The organism is Bradyrhizobium cytisi (assembly GCF_008123515.1).
GTDB lineage: Bacteria > Pseudomonadota > Alphaproteobacteria > Rhizobiales > Xanthobacteraceae > Bradyrhizobium > Bradyrhizobium cytisi.
Genome location: NZ_VSSR01000041.1, coordinates 14,401 through 33,189 on the forward strand (window position 1 = coordinate 14,401; position 18,789 = coordinate 33,189).

At 62.8% G+C, this 18,789-nt stretch carries 20 protein-coding genes; 10 read left to right on the forward strand and 10 right to left on the reverse strand.

Annotation, left to right across the window (positions count from 1 at the left end; translation table 11 throughout):
- Window positions 1-95: 95 nt before the first annotated feature.
- Window positions 96-1,073 carry an arginase gene (gene rocF, locus FXB38_RS24015; protein WP_148753432.1) on the reverse strand — a complete coding sequence of 326 codons (978 nt, stop codon included), beginning with the start codon at window positions 1,071-1,073 and terminating at the stop codon, window positions 96-98.
- A 193-nt stretch (window positions 1,074-1,266) separates the two neighbouring features.
- Here rocF and FXB38_RS24020 point away from each other — a divergent pair, with 193 nt between their 5' ends.
- Window positions 1,267-1,527, forward strand: coding sequence for a hypothetical protein (locus FXB38_RS24020; protein WP_148753433.1), 261 nt, complete (start codon window positions 1,267-1,269; stop codon window positions 1,525-1,527).
- A gap of 17 nt (window positions 1,528-1,544) precedes the next feature.
- Here FXB38_RS24020 and FXB38_RS24025 read toward each other — a convergent pair whose 3' ends face one another.
- Together FXB38_RS24025 and FXB38_RS24030 are read right to left on the reverse strand one after the other, a co-directional pair.
- Entirely contained in the window at window positions 1,545-4,289 is a 2,745-nt protein-coding gene (locus FXB38_RS24025) for an EAL domain-containing protein (RefSeq protein WP_148753434.1), read from the reverse strand.
- Window positions 4,290-4,360: 71 nt separating this feature from the next.
- Window positions 4,361-5,575, reverse strand: coding sequence for a FecR family protein (locus FXB38_RS24030; RefSeq protein WP_187435108.1), 1,215 nt, complete (start codon window positions 5,573-5,575; stop codon window positions 4,361-4,363).
- 129 nt (window positions 5,576-5,704) lie between these two features.
- Here FXB38_RS24030 and FXB38_RS24035 point away from each other — a divergent pair, with 129 nt between their 5' ends.
- Both FXB38_RS24035 and FXB38_RS24040 read left to right on the forward strand, forming a co-directional pair.
- A complete protein-coding gene (locus FXB38_RS24035; RefSeq protein ID WP_148753435.1) occupies window positions 5,705-7,501 on the forward strand; it encodes a ShlB/FhaC/HecB family hemolysin secretion/activation protein in 1,797 nt (598 codons plus the stop codon).
- Window positions 7,502-7,655: 154 nt separating this feature from the next.
- Entirely contained in the window at window positions 7,656-8,486 is an 831-nt protein-coding gene (locus FXB38_RS24040) for an alpha/beta fold hydrolase (RefSeq protein WP_148753436.1), read from the forward strand.
- 236 nt (window positions 8,487-8,722) lie between these two features.
- Here FXB38_RS24040 and FXB38_RS24045 read toward each other — a convergent pair whose 3' ends face one another.
- Window positions 8,723-9,064, reverse strand: coding sequence for a phasin (locus FXB38_RS24045; protein ID WP_148753437.1), 342 nt, complete (start codon window positions 9,062-9,064; stop codon window positions 8,723-8,725).
- 146 nt (window positions 9,065-9,210) lie between these two features.
- Complete coding sequence (locus tag FXB38_RS24050; RefSeq protein WP_027531907.1) at window positions 9,211-9,396, reverse strand: hypothetical protein; 186 nt, start codon at window positions 9,394-9,396, stop codon at window positions 9,211-9,213.
- A gap of 605 nt (window positions 9,397-10,001) precedes the next feature.
- Between FXB38_RS24050 and FXB38_RS24055 the strand changes: the two genes are divergently transcribed.
- The gene (locus FXB38_RS24055; protein WP_148753438.1) at window positions 10,002-10,358 is read left to right on the forward strand and encodes a hypothetical protein; all 357 of its coding nucleotides are present in this window, start codon (window positions 10,002-10,004) and stop codon (window positions 10,356-10,358) included.
- A gap of 47 nt (window positions 10,359-10,405) precedes the next feature.
- Here the strand turns inward: FXB38_RS24055 and FXB38_RS24060 are convergent, their stop codons facing one another.
- Together FXB38_RS24060 and FXB38_RS24065 are read right to left on the reverse strand one after the other, a co-directional pair.
- Window positions 10,406-10,948 carry a hypothetical protein gene (locus FXB38_RS24060; RefSeq protein ID WP_148753439.1) on the reverse strand — a complete coding sequence of 181 codons (543 nt, stop codon included), beginning with the start codon at window positions 10,946-10,948 and terminating at the stop codon, window positions 10,406-10,408.
- Window positions 10,949-11,008: 60 nt separating this feature from the next.
- Complete coding sequence (locus tag FXB38_RS24065; RefSeq protein ID WP_187435109.1) at window positions 11,009-11,542, reverse strand: GcrA family cell cycle regulator; 534 nt, start codon at window positions 11,540-11,542, stop codon at window positions 11,009-11,011.
- A 162-nt stretch (window positions 11,543-11,704) separates the two neighbouring features.
- Here FXB38_RS24065 and FXB38_RS24070 point away from each other — a divergent pair, with 162 nt between their 5' ends.
- Complete coding sequence (locus tag FXB38_RS24070) at window positions 11,705-12,313, forward strand: S24 family peptidase (RefSeq protein WP_148753441.1); 609 nt, start codon at window positions 11,705-11,707, stop codon at window positions 12,311-12,313.
- Window positions 12,314-12,414: 101 nt separating this feature from the next.
- Window positions 12,415-12,690, forward strand: coding sequence for a hypothetical protein (locus tag FXB38_RS24075; RefSeq protein WP_148753442.1), 276 nt, complete (start codon window positions 12,415-12,417; stop codon window positions 12,688-12,690).
- Window positions 12,691-12,729: 39 nt separating this feature from the next.
- Here FXB38_RS24075 and FXB38_RS24080 read toward each other — a convergent pair whose 3' ends face one another.
- A complete protein-coding gene (locus FXB38_RS24080) occupies window positions 12,730-13,704 on the reverse strand; it encodes a quinone oxidoreductase family protein (protein ID WP_148753443.1) in 975 nt (324 codons plus the stop codon).
- A 226-nt stretch (window positions 13,705-13,930) separates the two neighbouring features.
- Here FXB38_RS24080 and FXB38_RS24085 point away from each other — a divergent pair, with 226 nt between their 5' ends.
- From FXB38_RS24085 to FXB38_RS24095, 3 genes are all read left to right on the forward strand, one after another.
- Window positions 13,931-14,131: a hypothetical protein gene (locus FXB38_RS24085; RefSeq protein WP_148753444.1), complete on the forward strand. Its 201-nt coding sequence runs from the start codon at window positions 13,931-13,933 to the stop codon at window positions 14,129-14,131.
- A 140-nt stretch (window positions 14,132-14,271) separates the two neighbouring features.
- Complete coding sequence (locus FXB38_RS24090; RefSeq protein WP_148753445.1) at window positions 14,272-15,219, forward strand: AAA family ATPase; 948 nt, start codon at window positions 14,272-14,274, stop codon at window positions 15,217-15,219.
- Between the two features lie 6 nt (window positions 15,220-15,225).
- A complete protein-coding gene (locus FXB38_RS24095; RefSeq protein ID WP_148753446.1) occupies window positions 15,226-16,605 on the forward strand; it encodes a vWA domain-containing protein in 1,380 nt (459 codons plus the stop codon).
- A gap of 20 nt (window positions 16,606-16,625) precedes the next feature.
- Here the strand turns inward: FXB38_RS24095 and FXB38_RS24100 are convergent, their stop codons facing one another.
- Window positions 16,626-16,808, reverse strand: a complete 183-nt coding sequence (locus tag FXB38_RS24100) for a hypothetical protein (RefSeq protein WP_148753447.1) — start codon at window positions 16,806-16,808, stop codon at window positions 16,626-16,628.
- A gap of 352 nt (window positions 16,809-17,160) precedes the next feature.
- Between FXB38_RS24100 and FXB38_RS24105 the strand changes: the two genes are divergently transcribed.
- The gene (locus FXB38_RS24105; protein ID WP_148753448.1) at window positions 17,161-17,382 is read left to right on the forward strand and encodes a hypothetical protein; all 222 of its coding nucleotides are present in this window, start codon (window positions 17,161-17,163) and stop codon (window positions 17,380-17,382) included.
- Between the two features lie 8 nt (window positions 17,383-17,390).
- On the opposite strand, the gene FXB38_RS24110 is transcribed toward FXB38_RS24105, so the two are convergent.
- Window positions 17,391-18,782 carry an NCS2 family permease gene (locus tag FXB38_RS24110; protein WP_148753449.1) on the reverse strand — a complete coding sequence of 464 codons (1,392 nt, stop codon included), beginning with the start codon at window positions 18,780-18,782 and terminating at the stop codon, window positions 17,391-17,393.
- Window positions 18,783-18,789: the final 7 nt, after the last annotated feature.

Sequence of the window (18,789 nt, forward strand, 5' to 3'; positions counted from 1 at the left end):
GCGTTTCAAACGCAGCCGATTTCGATCAGGATTGACCTAAATCCGCCGGCAGCGGCAGCAGTTCCATGCTTTGCGATGCACAAATGGCTCGCGTGTCACTCACCCGGCGCGATTGCATTGCTGGGTGTCGGCCGATCTGTGATCTGCTGGCCGAACAGGCTGCCGATCAGTTCGACCGCGGTGCGTGCAGTGCGGCCGCGCTCGTCTAGAAACGGATTCAGCTCGACAATGTCGACCGATCCCACCACGCCGGAATCGTGCAGCAACTCCATGATCAAATGTGCCTCGCGATAGGTCGCTCCTCCTGGGACCGTGGTGCCGACACCCGGCGCTACGCAAGGATCAAGAAAATCGACATCGAAGCTGACATGCAGCACGCCGTTGCTCGCCTTGACACGTTCGATGACGCGCCGGATCAGCACCGCGACGCCGAACTCGTCGATCTGGCGCATGTCGACAACTCTGATCCGGCGTGCGCGCATCAGCTCCTTTTCGAGCTTGTCGATTGAACGCGCACCGAACAGGTCGAGCCTATCAGGATCAATCGAGGCGCGCGGATCATTACCCAGGAGGCCATCAAGGCCAGCCTCGCCGCACAAGAATGCCGCCGACATGCCATGCATATTGGCTGTGATCGTCGTCTCCGGCGTATTGTAGTCGGCATGGGCGTCGAGCCAGAGCACGAACAGCTCGCGTCCGCGCTCCTGCCAGTGCCGCGCCATCGCATTGACCGAACCCATCGACAGCGTGTGATCGCCCCCGAGGAAGATCGGCAGGGCACCGGTTTGCGCGATCTCATAGCCGTGGCGGCTGAGCATGCGCGTCCAGCGCTGGATTTCGCGGTAATGATTGGCCTTCTCCGGCGGCCTGTCGGCGAGATCCCTGACCTCGGCCACAGAGAGATCGCCGTAGTCGACGACTTCGAAATCCAGGCTTTCAAGCAGCATTGCAAGGCCGGCGGTCCGCAGCGCCGCGGGGCCCATCAAGGTGCCGCGCTGGGAAGCGCCCATATCGATGGGCGCGCCCAGCAACGCGATGCGCCGGGCTCGATCCTCGATGGTTCGATCGGTCACGGCAATCTCCTGAGGTCAGCAAGGCTGCACCAGCGTAACAGAGATTCGCATCCGTCGTTTCACGGGGGGCCGGAACTAAATCCCGGACGCCGCATTTTCTTTGGCAAGGCCGGTACCCGCCGTTCAAAACGGCGCCTGTCGCGGATAGCCAAGGCGCCGGCCTCAATTTCTTCGTCAGGTCTGGAGGTCGCGCTTGAGCACGGACATACCGCAGCCCCATCCCCAGCCGGGCATGGCCGAGCGCGCCATCGATGCGGCGACCGACGTGTCCCACACCATCGGCGAGGTCGCAGGCGGCTTGCGTGCCGCCGTCGATCGCCTCACCTACGCGATCGATGAAGCGCGAAAACCCGGACGGCCGCTCTCGACAGTGGCGGCGATCACGCGCGAAGCGCCCTTGGCCAGCCTGTTCGTCGCCTTCCTCTTTGGCGTAGCGGTTGGGCGCCGGCGCTAGCACCAGAACAGGCGCGCTCAGGCGGCGCTGACGGCTTTCAGCTCGGCCGCCAAAAACTGCTTCTCGAACGCGTCGGCAGGCATCGGACGGCCGAAGAAGTAGCCCTGCCCTTCCTCGCAGCCTATGCTGACCAGGAAATCCGCGGTGGCGCGATTCTCAATACCTTCGGCAACGACCGTAAGACCGAGCTGTTTGCTGAGGCCTATGGTTGAGCCGACGATCGCCGCATCGTCGGAATCTGCGAGCAGATCGAGCACGAACGAGCGATCGATCTTGAGCCCGTCGAGCGGAAACTTCTTCAGGTAGCTCAGGCTTGCATAGCCCGTTCCGAAATCGTCGAACAGGATACGGACGCCGAGCTGCTGGATCCGCTTGAACATGTCGAGCACGCGGCCCTCGTCGTGCAGCAGGATGTCCTCGGTGACTTCGATCTCGAGCAGCGAGGGGGTTAGCCCCGTCGTTCTCAGCAACTCCGCAACTGAATGCGCGAGATCGCCGGAGTGGAGCTGCGAGGGCGAGAGGTTGATTGCGACGCGGACAGCGTTGCCCGACAGCTCCCACGCGCGCGCCTGCCGGCCCGCGGTCTCCATCACCCAGTTCGCGATCCGCTCGGACAGGGCCGAGGTGTTGACCACCGGCATGAACTCTCCGGGCGAGACATAGCCGCGCACCGGGTGCCGCCAGCGAATCAGCGCTTCGGCCCCAATCAGGCCGCCGTCGATCAGGCGAACCTGAGGTTGGTAGAACAGCTCGAACTCGCCGCGGTCGGCGGCAAGCGCCAGTTCACTCTCCAGCGTCAGCCGGTTCTCCAGCTCCTGCCTGATCGCGCTCTCGAAGATCACATGGCTGCCACGCCGGGTCGCCTTGGCGCGGCTCAGCGCCAGATGACCGTTGCTCAGGAGATCATCCGCGCTCTGTCCGCCCTCCGGATAGGCGGCGACGCCGATGCTGATCCTGACGCGGTGCTGTCGCGCGCCGGTCACCAGCGGCGCCTCGAACGCGCGCGCAATCCGCTCAGCGAACGCGGCAATCAGCTCATGGCTCTCCACACAATCCAGCGCAATCGCAAATTCGTCGCCGCTGAGCCGCGCCACCACCGCCTTGCCATCGACCTCGGTCCGCAGGCGTTCAGCGACCGCCCGCAGCACGAGATCGCCGATCGAGTGTCCAAGCATGTTGTTGATCTGCTGAAAACCATCGAGTCCCAGCACGAGCAGCGCGACTTCGGAGGACCGCCGCTCCGCCGCAACAATCAGGGTGGCGAGTCCCGCATGCAGCGTGTTGCGGTTAACGAGACCAGTCAGCGCATCATACTCGGCGAGATATCTGACGCGTTCGGCCTCGCGCTTGCGTACGGAGATATCGCGCAGGATCGCGCCGTATTGGAAACCTTCCGTTCCTTGCCAACCCGAGAAACTCGCCTCGACCGCGAACGTTTCGCCATTCTTGCGCCGGCCCTCGAACTCGACGACCACGGCTCCGCCGGGGACCAGCAGCGCCTGGCGCGCAGCGTCGCGCATGGCGAAGGTCCTTGTGCCTGCCTCCACCGGTACTGCGCAAAGCGTTTCGAACGGGCGACCGATGATCTCGGTCGGCATGTAGCCAAAGACCGCGCTCGCGCCGGGATTCCAGACCGTGATCCGGTGATCTTCGTCGGTGCAGACCAGACCGTCGCCGAGCGACATCGCGATGCGATGAAATCGGCTTTCGGCGATGCGACCCAGCAGACCGCGGAAATCGATCTCGTCCAGCGCGATCGCCGTCAGATAGGCGACGGTCGCGATGTGGAACAGCGACGTGTCGATGACAAGCGGCCAGCGCTCCTGTACAAGCACCGCAGTCAGTTCGATCCCTGCTCCGGCTGCGACCAGGATCGCGACGCGGACACCCGGTGCGACGCGACGCCATGAATACATCATCAGCAGGCAGATCGCGCCAAGACCAGCAATCATGCCGGCATCGGACGTCCAGCGCAGCATGCGGTTCTGCAGGACCGATTCTGTAGCCAACGCCTGGAGCACGGGTCCCGGGACGATACGGCCATTTGGAACGCTGAACCGGTCCCCCAGCTCGAGTGCCGTAGCACCGACGATGACCTTCTTGTCCCTCAGCCTGTCGAGGGTCGCGGCATCGCCCCGCAGCACGTCCACATAGGAAACGCTCGGGATAGACGTCGCACGAATGCTGAAGTCGATCAAAAAAGGCGGCCGCCGATTGGCGTCCTGCCCGGCCAACACGATGGCCATCGACGGCATCTGCGCATCGCCGAGCTTCTCCCCGACCGGATAGCGGCGAACGAGCCCATCGGATTCGACGGCGACATTGACGACGGCCGGCCACGACTGGTTGCTGAACGGCTTCAGCGGACGATTGATGTGAGCAGCGCCACCATTTGGTGTCGGCTGCTTGAAGGACGGCAGGATCGTGGAGCCGCCAACCTCTCGAAGCGCTGTGAGGAAGGCCTCGTCGGAGCCCGGATCCGACGGCGTGCTGAAATCGATGTCGAAAGCCACTTCCTGCGCACCGGCTGCCTCGAGCCTGTGCAGGAGGTCAGCGTGCAGGCTGCGCGGCCAGGGCCACACGCCGATCCGATCGATCGAAGACGCGTCGATAGCCACGACGACGACGTTGCCGCTGGCCGCTCGCGACTCCCAGGCAAAGCGCAGGTCGGTGAGCGCGTTGCGAAGCGCGCCGTGCCATCCCGTGGACAGCACGACAGCCAGAGCGATCACGACGAGGATATGTGGCCGATAGTGTTTCACCTTGCTTCCCCCGCACCGACGGCGCTCGCCGCCAAGTGCCCCTTTACGTGCCCCTTTACGACGGCACGGTCCTAGTGATGCTTGTACCAACCGTAGTGGTTGCCATTATTGCCGCTATTTCCATTTCCGTTCCCGCTGTTGCCGTTCCCGCTATTACCGTTGCCGCTGTTGCCGTTGCCGGTCGCGCTTGTCCCGCCGGTTCCGCTTCCAGAGCTGCCACCAAGCGCATCACTGGTGGACCCGGCGGTGGTCGCAACGGTTGTCGTCGCACTCGACGGAGTCGATGTTCCGCTGGCTGCAGAAGCGCTGCTGCTCACGGTGACCGCCGTGACGGTGGAGCTATTCGCGGCAGTGGTCGTCGTGCTCGACTTGCTATCGCTCCACACCGTGTCGGTGCCGGCACGCGCGTTACGCACCCGCCCCGGCGCGACGGCGTCGTGGGCCAGCCCGTGCGTGACCTTGTGAAAGTTCAGCTTGACCTCGCCGAGCGAGCTCGAGATACGCACGACGCCGGCCTTCGGTGCGTGAGTCTCGCTCACCTGACGCGACTGCGTCGGCGCGCCGGCTGTCTTGGTGCCCTTGTCGATCGTACCAAGCGCATGGATCGCATGGCCGCCTCCCGCATCGCGCGGCGCCGACAGGCCCGACTTCGGCACGGGCACACGCTCGATCATCGACGCGCGCGGCTTGCCTTGCTCGATCGGATTGAACGTGCCGGCACCGCTCAGGCTGAGACCGGGCTTGCCGTGCTCGAAGGCAGTGGCCACCTGCCCCGGCATGACCTGGGCAAGCTGCCCCGTCCTGAAATCGGAAACTTCGACCTGGCCGCGGAGCACGCCGACTTTGGTGCTGCCTGCGCCCACCGTGACGCTGAAATGCGTGCCCTTGACCACGGCGGCGAGATAGGGCGTCTCGACCTCGAAATGCCTGACGTTACGCTTCTCGACCTCGAGCAGGATCGAACCCGCCTGCTGGATGATGGTGGTCGAAAGTCCCTCCTTCTTCTCGGTCGGCACACCGACCACCGAGTTGGGGGAGATCAAAATGGTCTCTTCGCCGCGAACGAGCAGCACGCGCCCGTTCCGCCCGGTGCGGATGGTGTCGCCCGGCTTCAGAGTCTCCTGCTGATTCAACGACACCTGCTGGGCGCCATTGGTGGCGAGCCAGACCTCGCCCGATGACTTGCTGACCGACCAGACGCCGTCATCCGCAGCGGATGCACCCGATGCCGTTCCCAGGATCAGCGCTGCCATCACGGCGCACCGCATTCCAATTCGAACAAGCATGATGACCCTCAGTCTGAGTTGCTGCGAGCCTGATGCGTATCCGAAATCACTCAAGATTGGCTTAGCAGGACGCCTGGAGTCCGGCGGCCGCATTAACCAATCGTTGACCATAAAAAACTATGAAAAATCATGTGGCTACTGAATCCTTACCGGCGCCTGGAGACCTCTCCGTCAAACTACGGAGAATGGTCCGCGCGTGGCGCGGTTGGACGGTATCTTGCTGCCACGCTGGTGCTACTCGGACCGACGCTTGCGGGAACTCCGCAGGCGTTCGCGCAGCAGGCGAACCAGCCGGGGTTCGATCCACGCCAGCCGGAGAAGTACTTTGAAAACCAAACTGAGCAGGAATCTCTGAACCGCCCTCCGGTGAAGTTACCCTCGGTTGGCCAGCCGAACATTGGCGGCGACACCAAGCCACGATTTGTCCTGCGCGGCATCAACATCAGCGGTGCCCACGTCATCTCCCGGGATCGCATCGCCGTCCTCTATCAGCCCTATCTCGGCAAGAAGGTCTCGCAAGCCGATCTCGCTGCGATCGCCGGCGCGATCAGCGATCTCTACCGCGGTGACGGCTTCCATCTCAGCCGCGCGATCGTGCCGCCGCAGGACATCGCCGACGGCCGTGTCCGGATCCAGGTGATCGAAGGCGCGATCGTCCAAGCCGATCTGAAGGGCGACGGCGCCGAGCAGTTCGGCGTGAGGCCGATGCTCGGGCCGGTCCTGGCCGAGCAGCCGTCACGTCTGGCAACGCTCGAACGCCAGCTCTTCCTCATCAACGGCAGGCCGGGCGTTCGGATCACCGATACCGCGCTGGAGGAGATCGGCGGCGCAACCGGTCGCTTCCGCCTCATCGTCTTTCTGAAGACCTGGCACGTCTTCACGTCGTTCGGCCTGGATAATCTCGGCTCGTCGTCGGTCGGCCCATGGCAGACCTACGCGACGGGCGCCTTTAACTCATACCTCACACCCGGCGACACGCTCGCGGTGAACCTGTCGACCATTGCAAACGATCCGCGCGAGCTCGGCTTCGCGCGGTTGTCCTATGACGCGCCGGTCGGCGTCGACGGGGTACGCCTCGGCGCCTCCGTCCTCTATAGTGCAGTCCGGCCAGGTGACGCGCGCCGTCTCGACGGCGACATCACCACAACGGAGGCTTTCGAGGTGCGGGCAAGCACCGTTCCCTTCATGTCGCAATCGTCCGGACTGACGCTCACCATGGCCGGGACCTTCAGCAACGTGTCGGAGCACGACCTGTTCGGCCCGTACTACAACGACCACATCAGGACGGCGAGCCTCACCGCCGACTACCGGCTTCAGGATCGCTTCGGCGGCACCAACTACGCAACGCTGACCTATCGCCAGGGCCTCGACGTCTTCGGCGCCTCGCATTTCGACGATGATCTGTTGTCGCGCGATGGCGCGTCCTCGAATTTCTCAGTGCTGAATTTTTGGTTCACGCGCTACCAGACCCTCAATGACGACTGGTCGCTCAAGCTCTCAGCGGCAAGCCAGACCGCGTCGCGGCCGCTGTTCACCTCGCAGCAATTTTATCTCGGAGGCGCAGCCTTCGGCCGCGGCTATGGTGCGGCCGAGATCAGCGGCGATAACGGTCTTGCCGGCTCGCTCGAGCTGCGCTTCGACCAGAAGCTCAATTTCCGTTACTGGAGCGGCTACCAGCTCTACGCTTTCGGCGACGCCGGCGCAGTCTGGAACGATGGCTACCGTCTGAGCGACGGCTTGGCGCTGACGTCGGCCGGTGCTGGCGTGCGGTTCTTTCTGCCGCAGGATTTCCAGGCGGATTTCGGCGTCGCCGTGCCCTTGAGCTACCGGGCGCCGAACAATGAGCGCCGCAGCCCTCGGTTCCTGTTCACCCTGTCGAGCGCGTTCCGGCTTTGCCCCGAACGCGGCAGGGGCGCCTGCCTCTAGCCGCGCGGTCTTCGCCTCGATGCGGCCCTTTTGGGGCCCTTCTCACAGCCTTGCTCACAGACTTGCCTAAATTTAATCCCGTAACGTGCTCACGATCGCTCGATCCGGGGGTTTTCGATAGCCATGTTCAGTCAAAAGTGATTGAGACGGAACCATGAAGAGGGTGTTTGCAATCCTGGCCTTTCTCTGCGTCCTCGCGGCGGGCGAATATTTCGTCGTCAGCAAATTCGCGATCCGTCACGAGATGCTGTCCTTGTTCGACGCCGCGCGCCAGCGGCCGATCTCGGTCGACATTGCGGTGCGGCGCGACTACGAGACCAAGGCCAATCTTGGCCTGTGGAAGCTTCCGGTCGCCATCATCAGCAATGGCAACACGGTCAAGGCAACCGAGTATTCCTTCCTCGCCAACATACTTGCGGCGCGCGGCTATCTCGTTGCAAGCATTCAGCAGGATCTGCCGAGCGATCCGCCCCTGATGACCCATGTCGGCCAGAAATATGTCGGCCGGCGCGGGGTCTATATGCGTTGCGAAGCCAACATCCTCTACGTGCTGAACACGTTGAAGGGGCGCCAGGAGAACGCAGACTACGATCACATCACGCTGGTCGGTCATTCCAATGGCGGCGACGTCTCGATGTATGTCGCCCAGCAGCATCCCGAGCTGGTGTCGAAGGTGATCACGCTCGACAATCTCAGGGTGCCCTTCGTGCACAACGACCGAATGAAGATCCTATCGTTCCGCTCCAAGGATCCGCATTTTCAGACCGACCCCGGCGTGCTGCCGACGCCCGAGGAAGCCAAGGCACGCGGCATCGACATCATCCATACCGCTGCGCAGCATACCGAGATGAGCGATCGCGGACCCGACTCGGTCAAGGAGAAGATCCAGGCAACACTTGACCGCTTCCTGCGCGACAGCGCCAGCAGCGCACTCGCGCCGGCCGATACGACCACCCCGATGATCATGAATCCCGGTGACTACTAGCCGGGATCCTTTGCGGCAGATCAAGCTTTGCGCCAAGCGCGCAAACAAGCCCTAAGAATGCAAATCCCTGCCGGGTGAACCGACAGGGATCAGCAGAAAGGATGACAGACGGCGAATGAGGTTCACCCGGTGGCCCGTCATGGACCTGCACCGGAATTGAAAGGCGCAACGCGTCAGTACGCAAGATCAATTTGTAAGCACACGGCCGTGGTGCGGGACATCCGAACTTTCCCTGGTCAGGATTTGTCCTTGCCCGGCTGCATGAAATTGCCGGTCATCTGGCGCATGTGATCGCCGGCATTGGTGAACTGGCTGCGCAGGAACTCGGACTGGATTCGCATCGCTTCCTGAAGGTCGGTTGCGTGAACCAGCTTGCGAGCGTGTTCGAACGCCGCCTTCATGTTCTGCTCGGTAAAGGCGAGCGCCTGCTTGGATACGTCCGCACTCGCTCCGGGAACGGACGACATCGATTTGGTGGCGGCATCGAAAAACATGCCGAAGGCCCTTTCGGCCTGGTCAATGGTTTTCTCAGCCAGGTCGCGCAGTTCGGCAGGAACTTCGAGCTTCGGTTCGATCATGGTCGCACTCCTCCCTCTTTTTCCTGACTGATTAGCACATTTGTCGCGCCGCCTTCCAGCGGCCAGGCGCCAGCAACGGACGCCACCTGGCGGTCCGCTTGCCGGTCTGAAGGGTGGCAAAGCGTAATATCGGCCCTTGGCCGGGCTCAAGACAGCGGGTGTTCGGGGATGGTCTCGTCGGTGACGAGGTCTTCGACGAGCTTGATGACCTCAAAGCGCTGCCGGGGAGCGAGCTTGAGAAAGGCGCGCAGCAGGCGGAGACTTTCGACGGTACCGTTCGCGGGTGCGCCGAGCTTAAGATGCAGTTCAGCCGCGAAATTGAGGTTTTTCATCTCGCACCTATGACAGGACTCGGCTCTTCGTGGTCGGGCGTCGGCAGCCCGATGGAGAACCGCACGCCGTCACCGAACGCCACGGCGACGCCGAACTCTAGGTCGGAGCACCCGAGCAGGTCGGCACGCCGAGCTGCAGATCTGAAGAGACTCGGCACGACCCGAGAAGTTGCAATTATGGCAAGGAACAACCCCTCGATCAAGCCAAACCGTAAGGCTAGCGATGCTTCGTCGGCATCGTGCTACGGCAATTCCGGATAACAGGAATACGCGTCGCCGTCACCCACCTGCGTCAAGAAGCAGCAATCGATCACGGCGTGGCCCCGATCGCCGTCAATTAGACCTGAGTTTCCGCTTATTTCCCGTGTGGACGGAGATTGGCAGCCGCGAACTAACGCTTCTTCAGCGTATACACGTAATGGTTGAGTCCGGTTTCGGCGGTTGCATCGTCCACGAACGTCGGGGTCCATCCGATATTTCCCGCTCCGTGAACCGTTGTTCAAGATCGCACGACCAAGCGGTTGCGAAACGGCCACGCAGATCACGGGCGCCATGGCTGATGGACTGTTTGATTCGGGCGCGCGTCAGCACCAAAGGACGACGGCATGCTTTCTCGCTGCGATCTCATCAAGGGCGCCGCGGTTGCGCTTCTTACACTCTCTGCACAGGGCGCATGGGCGCAGGAGACCAAAATGAACCTTTTCAAGATCGTCACCATCAAGGACGAGATCGTCATCGGGCTATCGTCCGAGGAGCTTCAGGCGCTCGGCGGCAACGACGCGAGCGCGGTCGCGCACGCACTGGCGCAGAAGGGCGACCTCACGGCCTGGCAGTACAACGTGCATCGCGGGCAGAACGGTGAGATGCAGCAGGCGCCAACTGCCAAGATCGGGCTGCTGGCCAACGCCTCGCTCCGCGTCGAGCCCTACACCACGCCCTACCAAATCATGCCGCATCCGTGAGGAGCGATGGGGACGTGCCGACGGTGAAAGCCGCAGGCACGTCCCGTTCAGCGGCGCCGCGCCGGCGCATCGGTCGCAAAGCCGTAGACCAGCGCCAGCCGGTCGAGGCATTCGCGAAAACGCCGCGCAAAATAGTCGTTCCAGCGCTGGGTGCGCACGGCGCGTCGCTCGCCGATCTGGTCCATCGTCAAACCAAGCACCAGCACGTCATGCACCAGCGCGGCGCCGTCGGTGCCAAGCTCGCGCTCGACCCGGTTCAGCCGCAATACGGCCTGGCGTTGGCTCTCGGTAATGGGCTCGCGCGAGCGCGCGCCGTCGACATATTCGCGGGTCGGATCCATGGCTTGCGGGCCTCGTTCCGCCCGCTCCCAGTCGCTCTGGTAGGCGCGGCCACCCCGATATTGCGCCTCGTCGATCTGGTGATGCGAATGCAGCCGGCCGAGCGGATCGTTGCGAATCGAGCGCATCGCCACGATCTTCTCGTCCAGGTCGAGCGCCAGGGGATTGTCGACCTCGACCTCCGCCAATTCTGCGTTGAACGGCAGATCGCGCAATCGGCGGTCGTGAAGCCCGGTCAATTTGTAGGACATGTTGCGTCTGCACGTGCCACTCGAAAACTCCTTGCAAACTGAATTGAGAAGGGGCGCCGGTCAGGCCGCGGAGACCAGCCTCAGCACGGCGGCACCGGCGCTACGGCCGGACGCCGCTCCGGGACCGCGGGTCAGATGCGCATGCGGCGCGCAATAGCTCGAGCCGGGCTGACGCGGGTGACCGCAGAAGCGGATCTCCTCTCCCTCCTTGTCACCGCCATAGGGATAGCGGCAATCGCCTCGCTCGAGCTCGAGCAGCGGGATCAGGCGCGGCCGGACACCGACGCAGCGCAATTTGACCGGATTCGCCGGCCTCAGTGCCGATGGCGGCGGCAGGTTCAGGCCGGGTATTGCAACACGAAGCGGCGAGAGTGGACCGGGCTCGCCCGGCAAGGACGGCACGATCGATGGACTCGTCATCCGTTCGGGCTCGGCAAGCCCGAGCCGCTTGGCGCGGCCGACCACCGCATTGCGCGTGTAAGCCGTTCCAAACCTTGCGTTAATCTCCCTTCCGATCTCCGCATATGACAATCCCTTGAAAAAATAGTCGCGAAGCGCGTCGGAATGCTCCGACGACCAATGGCCCGGTTCCATGCTGCTGTCCTGTGATGCGCCCCGATGCACGATCCGGAGGCGGAACACACATTCCGTTATTCCGAATACGAAGTCAAGCGATAATTCTGATATTCACAATTGCATCAATTCCGAATTTCGGATTACAAGAGGCAGAGCCAATGGGCAATCGAGGGAATCACCATGTTAGACGTTGCGATGATCGAGCGGGGCCTGGAAAAGACAGGCAAGAGCAAGGGCGGGCTGGCCGCGGCGATGGGCGTTCGACCGGGCGCGGTATCGGAGATCCTCGGCGGCGAACGCCTGGTGAAGGCCTCGGAAATCATTCCGATCATGGAATATCTTGAACTGAACCTCGCGCCGATCATGGGCCGCGTGGGTGCCGGCGCCGTGATCGAGCCGGATTTCGAGCAGGTTCCGCCGGAGGGGCTCGGCGACATCGCGCTGCCCTTCCCGATCATGGAAGAGACCGTCGCCTTTGAGATCGTCGGCGATTCGATGCTGCCCAAATACGAAAGCGGCGACGTGATCGTGGTCTACAAGGACCAGCGTCATCCACTGTCGAGCTTCTACGGCGAGGAGGCCGTGGTCCGGCTCAAGACCGGTGAACGCTATTTGAAGACCATCGAACGCGGGAAAACGCCCTCCGTCGTCAATCTCAACAGCTTCAACGCCAAGCCGATCGTCGGCGTCAAGCTCGACTGGGTCGGAGAGATCTGCCTCTCCATGCCCAAGGGCCAGCTCGAGCGATTGCGCGCAAAGTCGGCCCGGCCCCGCAAAAAGGGCAGATAGCGCCAATTTCCGATTTCTGGAAATCGGTCTTGACTTTAATTCCGTTTTTCAGAAATACTCTGCCGCGCACCCGGCCTTGGGGCGCGCGGCAGGATCGTTTCATGCAGTATTTCGTCGTGATCATCGACTACGGGCGGCGCGGCCGCGAGGCGATCGTCGACCCCGAGATCACAAGGCGCGGGGTTGTCTCCCGCGTCACCTCAGGCGAGTACCAGAACATCTCATTCATCCACGAAATCGTGGAGAATTCGGTCGAGGACGTGACCGAGGCGATCCTGGCCGAGGCCGCGCTTCCGCAAGTTCCGCCTGAAGAGGTCGACCTCCAGGCGATCCGCCTCGATCACGCCCGCGACCTGCGCAAGCACGAGAAAGCTTGACGCAAGCTCAGGCAACCTGCGCCATTGCTCAATCCGGGATCACACCGTCAGAACGGTCGATCCCGTGGTCTTGCGCGCGGCGAGATCGGCATGCGCCTTCGCAGCATCCTTCAGCGCGTAGGTCTGGTGAACCTCGATCTTGACCGCGCCGGACTTGATGACGTCGAACAGCTCGTTCGCCATCGCGACCAGATTCTCGCGCTTGGCAGCGTAAGTAAACAGCGTCGGGCGGGTGACGTAGAGCGAGCCCTTCTGGGCGAGCAGGCCGAGATTGAGCGGCTCGACCGCCCCGGAGGACGCACCGAACAGCGCGGCGACGCCGAGCGGCGCGAGGCAGTCCAGCGACTTCAGGAACGTGTCCTTGCCGACGGAATCATAGACCACCGGCACCTTCTTGCCGCCGGTAATCTCGTCGACGCGCTTCACGAAATCCTCGCGCGTGTAGATGATGACATGGTCGCAGCCATGCGCCCTGGCGAGTTTTGCCTTCTCGTCGCTGCTGACCGTGCCGATCACGGTCGCGCCGAGATGTTTTGCCCACTGGCTCAGGATCAGGCCGACGCCGCCGGCCGCCGCATGCAGCAGAATGGTATCGCCGGCCTTCACGCGATAGGTCTGCCGGATCAGGTACTGCGTGGTCAGCCCCTTCAGCATCATTGCTGCCGCCGTCTTGTCGTCGACACCGTCAGGCAGCTTCAACAGCCGGTCGGCCGGGATCAGCCGCGCCTCGGAATAGGCGCCGAGCGGTGATGCACCATAGGCGACGCGATCGCCCGGCTTCAGATCGGTGACGCCCGGCCCGACTTCCTCGACAACACCCGCCGCCTCGCTGCCGAGACCGCTCGGCAATGGCGCGGGATACACACCCGAGCGGTTGTAAATGTCGACGAAATTGAGACCGACGGCAGTGTGGCGAATGCGCGCCTCGCCCTGCCCCGGCTTGCCAACATTGACCTCCTCCCAGACCAGGACTTCCGGACCGCCGGTCTTGTGAAAACGAATGGCATGGGTCATGGGCGTTGCTCCCTTATTGTTGCGTTGATCGTCCGAGAAAAGCGGATCGGCCGGAGAAATAGGCATTCGGCCCGCCCGTTACAGTCCAAAGACGTAACAAGAATGTCACAGCGAACGACAAACCCTCGCCGTTCCGCCTCTGTTCGAAAGAGTTGATGACGACATCGACGCGGCCGGCAGTAGCTTTTGCGCGGGGTTTGGTGGTCGCCTGCGAAGGAGAGCCGAGATGCCAGCTTATGTACAGCATCATCAGGATGTCGAGATCGCGCCAGTGATTTGCCCGACATGCATGGGGTTCCTGCCGATGTATGTGCGCGAGGTCGAGCCGCACTGGAGCCTTGCCAAGATCGACTTCGTCTATGAATGCGCCGATTGCGGCGCCGAGGTCAGGCAGACCATCCGCAAGCCGGAGCTGCAGCGGCACTGACCGCACCGCCTCCTAAGTATTTGCGCTGAACGGAAAAACCGGCCGCAAGCGCGGATGAGGCCCGTCCCAAACGAGGCTTGTTCTTTGCCGGGAACGCAGGCAGAACAAGCCTCAAGCAAGTCCTTTGGGAGCGCCCTTTCGTGGCTGAACAGAAGGCCTCGACCTCGATCGAGGCAGTGGAGAGCGGCCTCGCCGCGCAAGGCTATATCGCGAGCCGCCAGATCGCGACCGCCGTTTATTTGTCGGAGCAGATCGAAAAGCCGATCCTGGTCGAGGGCCCTGCCGGTGTCGGCAAGACCGAGCTTGCCAAGGCGATAGCCGCCTGGCGCGGCCTGAAGATGATCCGCCTGCAGTGCTACGAAGGCCTCGACGAGGCCAAGGCGCTCTATGAGTGGAAATACGCCAAGCAGCTTCTCTACACGCAAATCCTCAAGGATAAGCTCGGCGAAGTTCTTGGCGGCGCGCAGACACTGCACGCTGCGCTCGAACAGCTTCATGATTTCGGCGACGTGTTCTTCTCCAAAGAATTCGTCGAGCCGCGCCCCCTTCTCCAGGCGCTGGAGCAGCCGGGCGGCTGCGTGCTCCTGATCGACGAGATCGACAAGTCCGATGCCGAATTCGAATCGCTGCTGCTGGAAATCCTCTCCGACTTCCAGGTCACGATCCCCGAGCTCGGCACCGTCTCGGCGATCACGCCGCCGACGGTGATCCTCACCTCCAACAGCGAGCGCGATCTCGGCGACGCCTTGAAGCGGCGCTGCCTGCATCTGCATATCGGCTTCCCCGAGCAGCGGCTGGAGGAGCGCATCGTCGAGAGCCGCGTCCCCGGCATCTCGCAGACCCTGCGCCGGCAGATGGTCGGTTTCATCCACGAGATCCGCTCGCTGGATTTGAAGAAGCTGCCCTCGGTGAGCGAGACGATCGACTGGGCGCGCGTGCTGGTGCTGCTGCAGGCCACCGAGCTCGACACCGAGATGGTCAAGGACACGCTCAACGTGCTCCTGAAATACGAGGCCGATATCGAGGCAGCCCACCCGCAAATCACCACCTTCATTGCCAAGGCGGCCCGGTCCAACGTCTTCGGTTGACGTCCGATGCGCGAGAACCTTCATCGTTTCTTTCGAGCTGCGCGGGGTGCAGGTGTTCACGTCTCGCCCGCCGAAAGCATCGACGCGATGCGCGCCGTCGCGCAGGTCGGTTTCACCGATCGCGCTGTCCTGCGCGACGCGCTGCTTCTGACGCTCGCCAAGTCGCAGGACGAGAAGCTCGCGCTCGGCGACTGCTTTGATCTGTTCTTCAGCCAGCCCGAGCCGCGACAGGATCAGCCTGAAGCCGACAATGCAGACGACGCCCCTCGGGACTCGGACCAATCGCCCTCCTCAAGCTCGGCCGGCGATGCGGGCGAAGGACATCCTTCCGAAGCATTGGGTCCACTTGCACAAATGCTGATGTCGCAGGATCGCAATGCGATCTCGGCCGCCATCGCCAGCGCCTCCGGCGCAGCTTCGCTCTCCGACATTCGCTACTCCACCCAGCGCGGCATCTTCTCCAGCCGCATCCTCGACGCCATGGGCCTTCAGCGCCTGCGCGACGATCTCGATGAATTGACGGCAACCAATCCCGCGCTGGCCGAGCGCCTGCGGGCCGCGCTCGATGGCCTGCGCGAGGCCGTGCGCGACACCGTCTCACAAGGGCTTGCGCTCTATGCGCGCGAAGAGGCCGAGAACCTTCGCAACGAGATCCTCCGCAATGCGCCCCTCGCGCGCATCGAGCGGCGTCACGTTGCGGAGATGCGCGCACTGATCCGCCAGATTGCGCGGCGGCTGCGCGAGCGCTATTCGAAACCGCGCAAGCGCCAGCGCCGCGGCCATCTCGACGTCCGCCGCACGCTTCGCCGCAACGCTGCCTGGGGTGGCGTGCCCTTCCTCACCGCGTGGAAGCGCAAGCACCGCGACCGGCCGAAGATCGTGGCGATCTGCGACGTCTCCGGCTCGGTCGCGCAGGTCTCCGACTTCTTCTTGCTCCTGATCCACTCGCTGCACGAGGTGGTCGACGACGTCCGCTCCTTCGCATTCTCGTCGCATCTGATCGAGGTCAGCGAGATCCTGGAGAAGAAGTCGCCCGAAGAGGCGATGGCCGAGATCATGTCCAAGGTCGGCTTCGGCTCGTCCGATTACGGCTCTTCGCTGGTCGATTTCGAAAAGGACTTCATGGGCACACTGACGCCGCAGACCACGGTGATCGTGCTCGGCGATGCCCGCAGCAACAATCTCGACCCACGTGCGGACATTCTGCGCCGCGTCTCCGAACGTTCGAAGCGACTAGTCTGGCTCAATCCCGAGGGACGGCTCGCCTGGGGCTTTGGGGATTCCGAGATGCCGCGCTATGCGACCTTTTGCAGCGTGGTCCGGCAATGCGCCACCGCGCAGCAGCTCGAGCGCGCGGTCTCCGATATCGTTGCGACTTACCAGTAAGTCCTCAGCTCACGCCAACGTCAGCTTCGCGCAAGCTCCGCATGAACGACATTGCACTCGCGAAAGTGATAGGCAATTTCGTCGAGCGCGCGCTGTTCCCATTCCCGGGCCTGTGTAAGCCAGAAAACCCGACGCTCAAAATCGCGCGCCGCACGCTCGCGACACAGGGATTCCTGACTACGAATCTCCACCAGCCTTTTCATGCACTCACACTCCTTGTCGTGTGAAGCCATTCCCCGCGAATCAGCGTAGCAGAATCACGAACCCGGCGTCTCACCGTTTCCATGCATATCGCGACGCAGAATGAGACAGCAGCGCTTCCCATGCACTGCGGCCGCCGCAGCGCAACATCAAGTGAAGATCATCAATTAGTGATCAATGATCGGGACAATCATCGTGTCCAGGCGATCTTAACTATTGTGGCGCAATAGACTGCGGCAATTCGTGAAGAGAAATTCTAAACAGCTCACCGAATTCCCGACTCATTGTCGTCGCACGGTCTTCATGCAGCGCCGCTAACAGGGGCGCGCGAACGTGACTATCGCTTGAGGCAACATGAACGACGATTTCGACTTCGATCTTTCGCCGGATCAATGGGCAGCCCTGCGCACACTTCGTAATCCCGTAGCGAACAATCGCCTCGCGAAGGCCTATCTCGTCGACAGCCTGGTCAAGCTTGGTCTCGTTGTCATTGATGATGGCGTGCCCGCGATGACCCCCATCGGACGCAAGGTGCTCGTGCGCGGATCGTGTCGACTGCTGGACCTCGCGGCTTGACGCACGCGTCAAAAGATCTGTGCGATCACGATCGCATATGCGACGAACACGACCCCGAGTCCCCACACCATCGCCGGAATCTGCGACCGCCGGCCGACCGCCACTTCGAGAGCGATGTAGCTCAGCGTGCCCAGCGCCATTCCGTTGATGAGGTTGTTGGTCAGCACGGTGACGAGCAGCGTCAGCACGATCGGGACCGCGTTGACGAGATCGGTCATGTCGATGCGGGCAAGTCCTTGCATCATGAGCACGCCGACGAGCACCAGTGCGGGCGCAGTCGCTTGCGGCGGGATGATGACGAAGATCGGCCAGAAGAACAGCGCAAGGAAGAAGAATCCCGCAACTGTCAGCGAGGTCAGGCCGGTGCGACCGCCCGCCTGCACGCCGGTGATGGATTCGATGTAGGCCGTGACGACGGAGGTCCCTAGCAACGGTCCGACAATTGAAGCCGTCGCGTCGGTCGCAAAGGCGGCGGTAGCATTCGGGATCGAGCCATCGGGTTTGCGCAAATTGGCGGCCCCCGTCACGCCGATCAGCGTGCCCAGCGTCGAGAAGAATTCGGCGCACAGGAAATAGAACAGCAGCGGCAGGGCCACGACGAAATGGCTGAAGAGATAGCCGATGTCGAGCGCCATAAAGGTGCTGGTCGGCCAGCGCGGCCAAGCCATGATGGCTGATGGCACTGACGTCACCATCTTGCCGTTGGCGCCTGGGACGAAGAAGCCGATCAGCGTGAGCACCGCGATCGACAGGATCAGCGCCGCCGGCACCCGGCGCACCACCAGCACCGGGGTGAGCAGGAGGCCGAACAGCGTCAGCAGCACCGGCGGGCTGCGCAAGGAGCCCATGGCGATATAGGTCGACGGGTTCTGGACCACGAATCCGGCGCCCCGTAGCGCAATGAAGACGATGAGGGTGCCGACCGCAGCCTGGATGCCAATCTTCAGCGCTTCCGGCACGTCCTTTGCGACTTTCTCGCGCAGCTTCGACAGGCTGAGGATCAGGAACAGCACGCCGGTGAAGGCGACCATGGCGAGTGCGCCCTGCCAGGGCATCCCCATCTGCTTGACGATGACATAGGTGAAGATGACGTTCGAGCCCATCGCAGGCGCCACCGCAAGCGGCAGATTGGCCCACAGCCCCATCATTACCGAGCCGACGATCGCGGCGAGCGCGGTGGCGCTGACGAGATCGGCACGGTCCATTCCGGCGTTGGACATGATCGCAGGGTTGACGGCGATGATATAGGCCATCGCCGCAAACGTCGTCGCGCCGGCCATCACCTCGCGACCGACGCTCGTGCCACGCCCGGTGAGGTCAAAGGTACGATCAAGCAGTCCCGAGGCTGCGCGCGGTGCCGGCTCGGCAGGAGCGGCTTGCGGCTTCGTCATCTCGTTCATCCCAGTT

Bases quoted from the DNA above. Each gene is read 5' to 3' on its own strand.
- FXB38_RS24030 (WP_187435108.1), bottom strand. From the start codon at position 5,575: ATGCTTGTTCGAATTGGAATGCGGTGCGCCGTGATGGCAGCGCTGATC.
- FXB38_RS24035 (WP_148753435.1), top strand. From the start codon at position 5,705: ATGTGGCTACTGAATCCTTACCGGCGCCTGGAGACCTCTCCGTCAAAC.
- FXB38_RS24040 (WP_148753436.1), top strand. From the start codon at position 7,656: ATGAAGAGGGTGTTTGCAATCCTGGCCTTTCTCTGCGTCCTCGCGGCG.
- FXB38_RS24045 (WP_148753437.1), bottom strand. From the start codon at position 9,064: ATGATCGAACCGAAGCTCGAAGTTCCTGCCGAACTGCGCGACCTGGCT.
- FXB38_RS24050 (WP_027531907.1), bottom strand. From the start codon at position 9,396: ATGAAAAACCTCAATTTCGCGGCTGAACTGCATCTTAAGCTCGGCGCA.
- FXB38_RS24055 (WP_148753438.1), top strand. From the start codon at position 10,002: ATGCTTTCTCGCTGCGATCTCATCAAGGGCGCCGCGGTTGCGCTTCTT.
- FXB38_RS24060 (WP_148753439.1), bottom strand. From the start codon at position 10,948: ATGTCCTACAAATTGACCGGGCTTCACGACCGCCGATTGCGCGATCTG.
- FXB38_RS24065 (WP_187435109.1), bottom strand. From the start codon at position 11,542: ATGGAACCGGGCCATTGGTCGTCGGAGCATTCCGACGCGCTTCGCGAC.
- FXB38_RS24070 (WP_148753441.1), top strand. From the start codon at position 11,705: ATGTTAGACGTTGCGATGATCGAGCGGGGCCTGGAAAAGACAGGCAAG.
- FXB38_RS24075 (WP_148753442.1), top strand. From the start codon at position 12,415: ATGCAGTATTTCGTCGTGATCATCGACTACGGGCGGCGCGGCCGCGAG.
- FXB38_RS24080 (WP_148753443.1), bottom strand. From the start codon at position 13,704: ATGACCCATGCCATTCGTTTTCACAAGACCGGCGGTCCGGAAGTCCTG.
- FXB38_RS24085 (WP_148753444.1), top strand. From the start codon at position 13,931: ATGCCAGCTTATGTACAGCATCATCAGGATGTCGAGATCGCGCCAGTG.
- FXB38_RS24095 (WP_148753446.1), top strand. From the start codon at position 15,226: ATGCGCGAGAACCTTCATCGTTTCTTTCGAGCTGCGCGGGGTGCAGGT.
- FXB38_RS24100 (WP_148753447.1), bottom strand. From the start codon at position 16,808: ATGAAAAGGCTGGTGGAGATTCGTAGTCAGGAATCCCTGTGTCGCGAG.
- FXB38_RS24105 (WP_148753448.1), top strand. From the start codon at position 17,161: ATGAACGACGATTTCGACTTCGATCTTTCGCCGGATCAATGGGCAGCC.
- FXB38_RS24110 (WP_148753449.1), bottom strand. From the start codon at position 18,782: ATGAACGAGATGACGAAGCCGCAAGCCGCTCCTGCCGAGCCGGCACCG.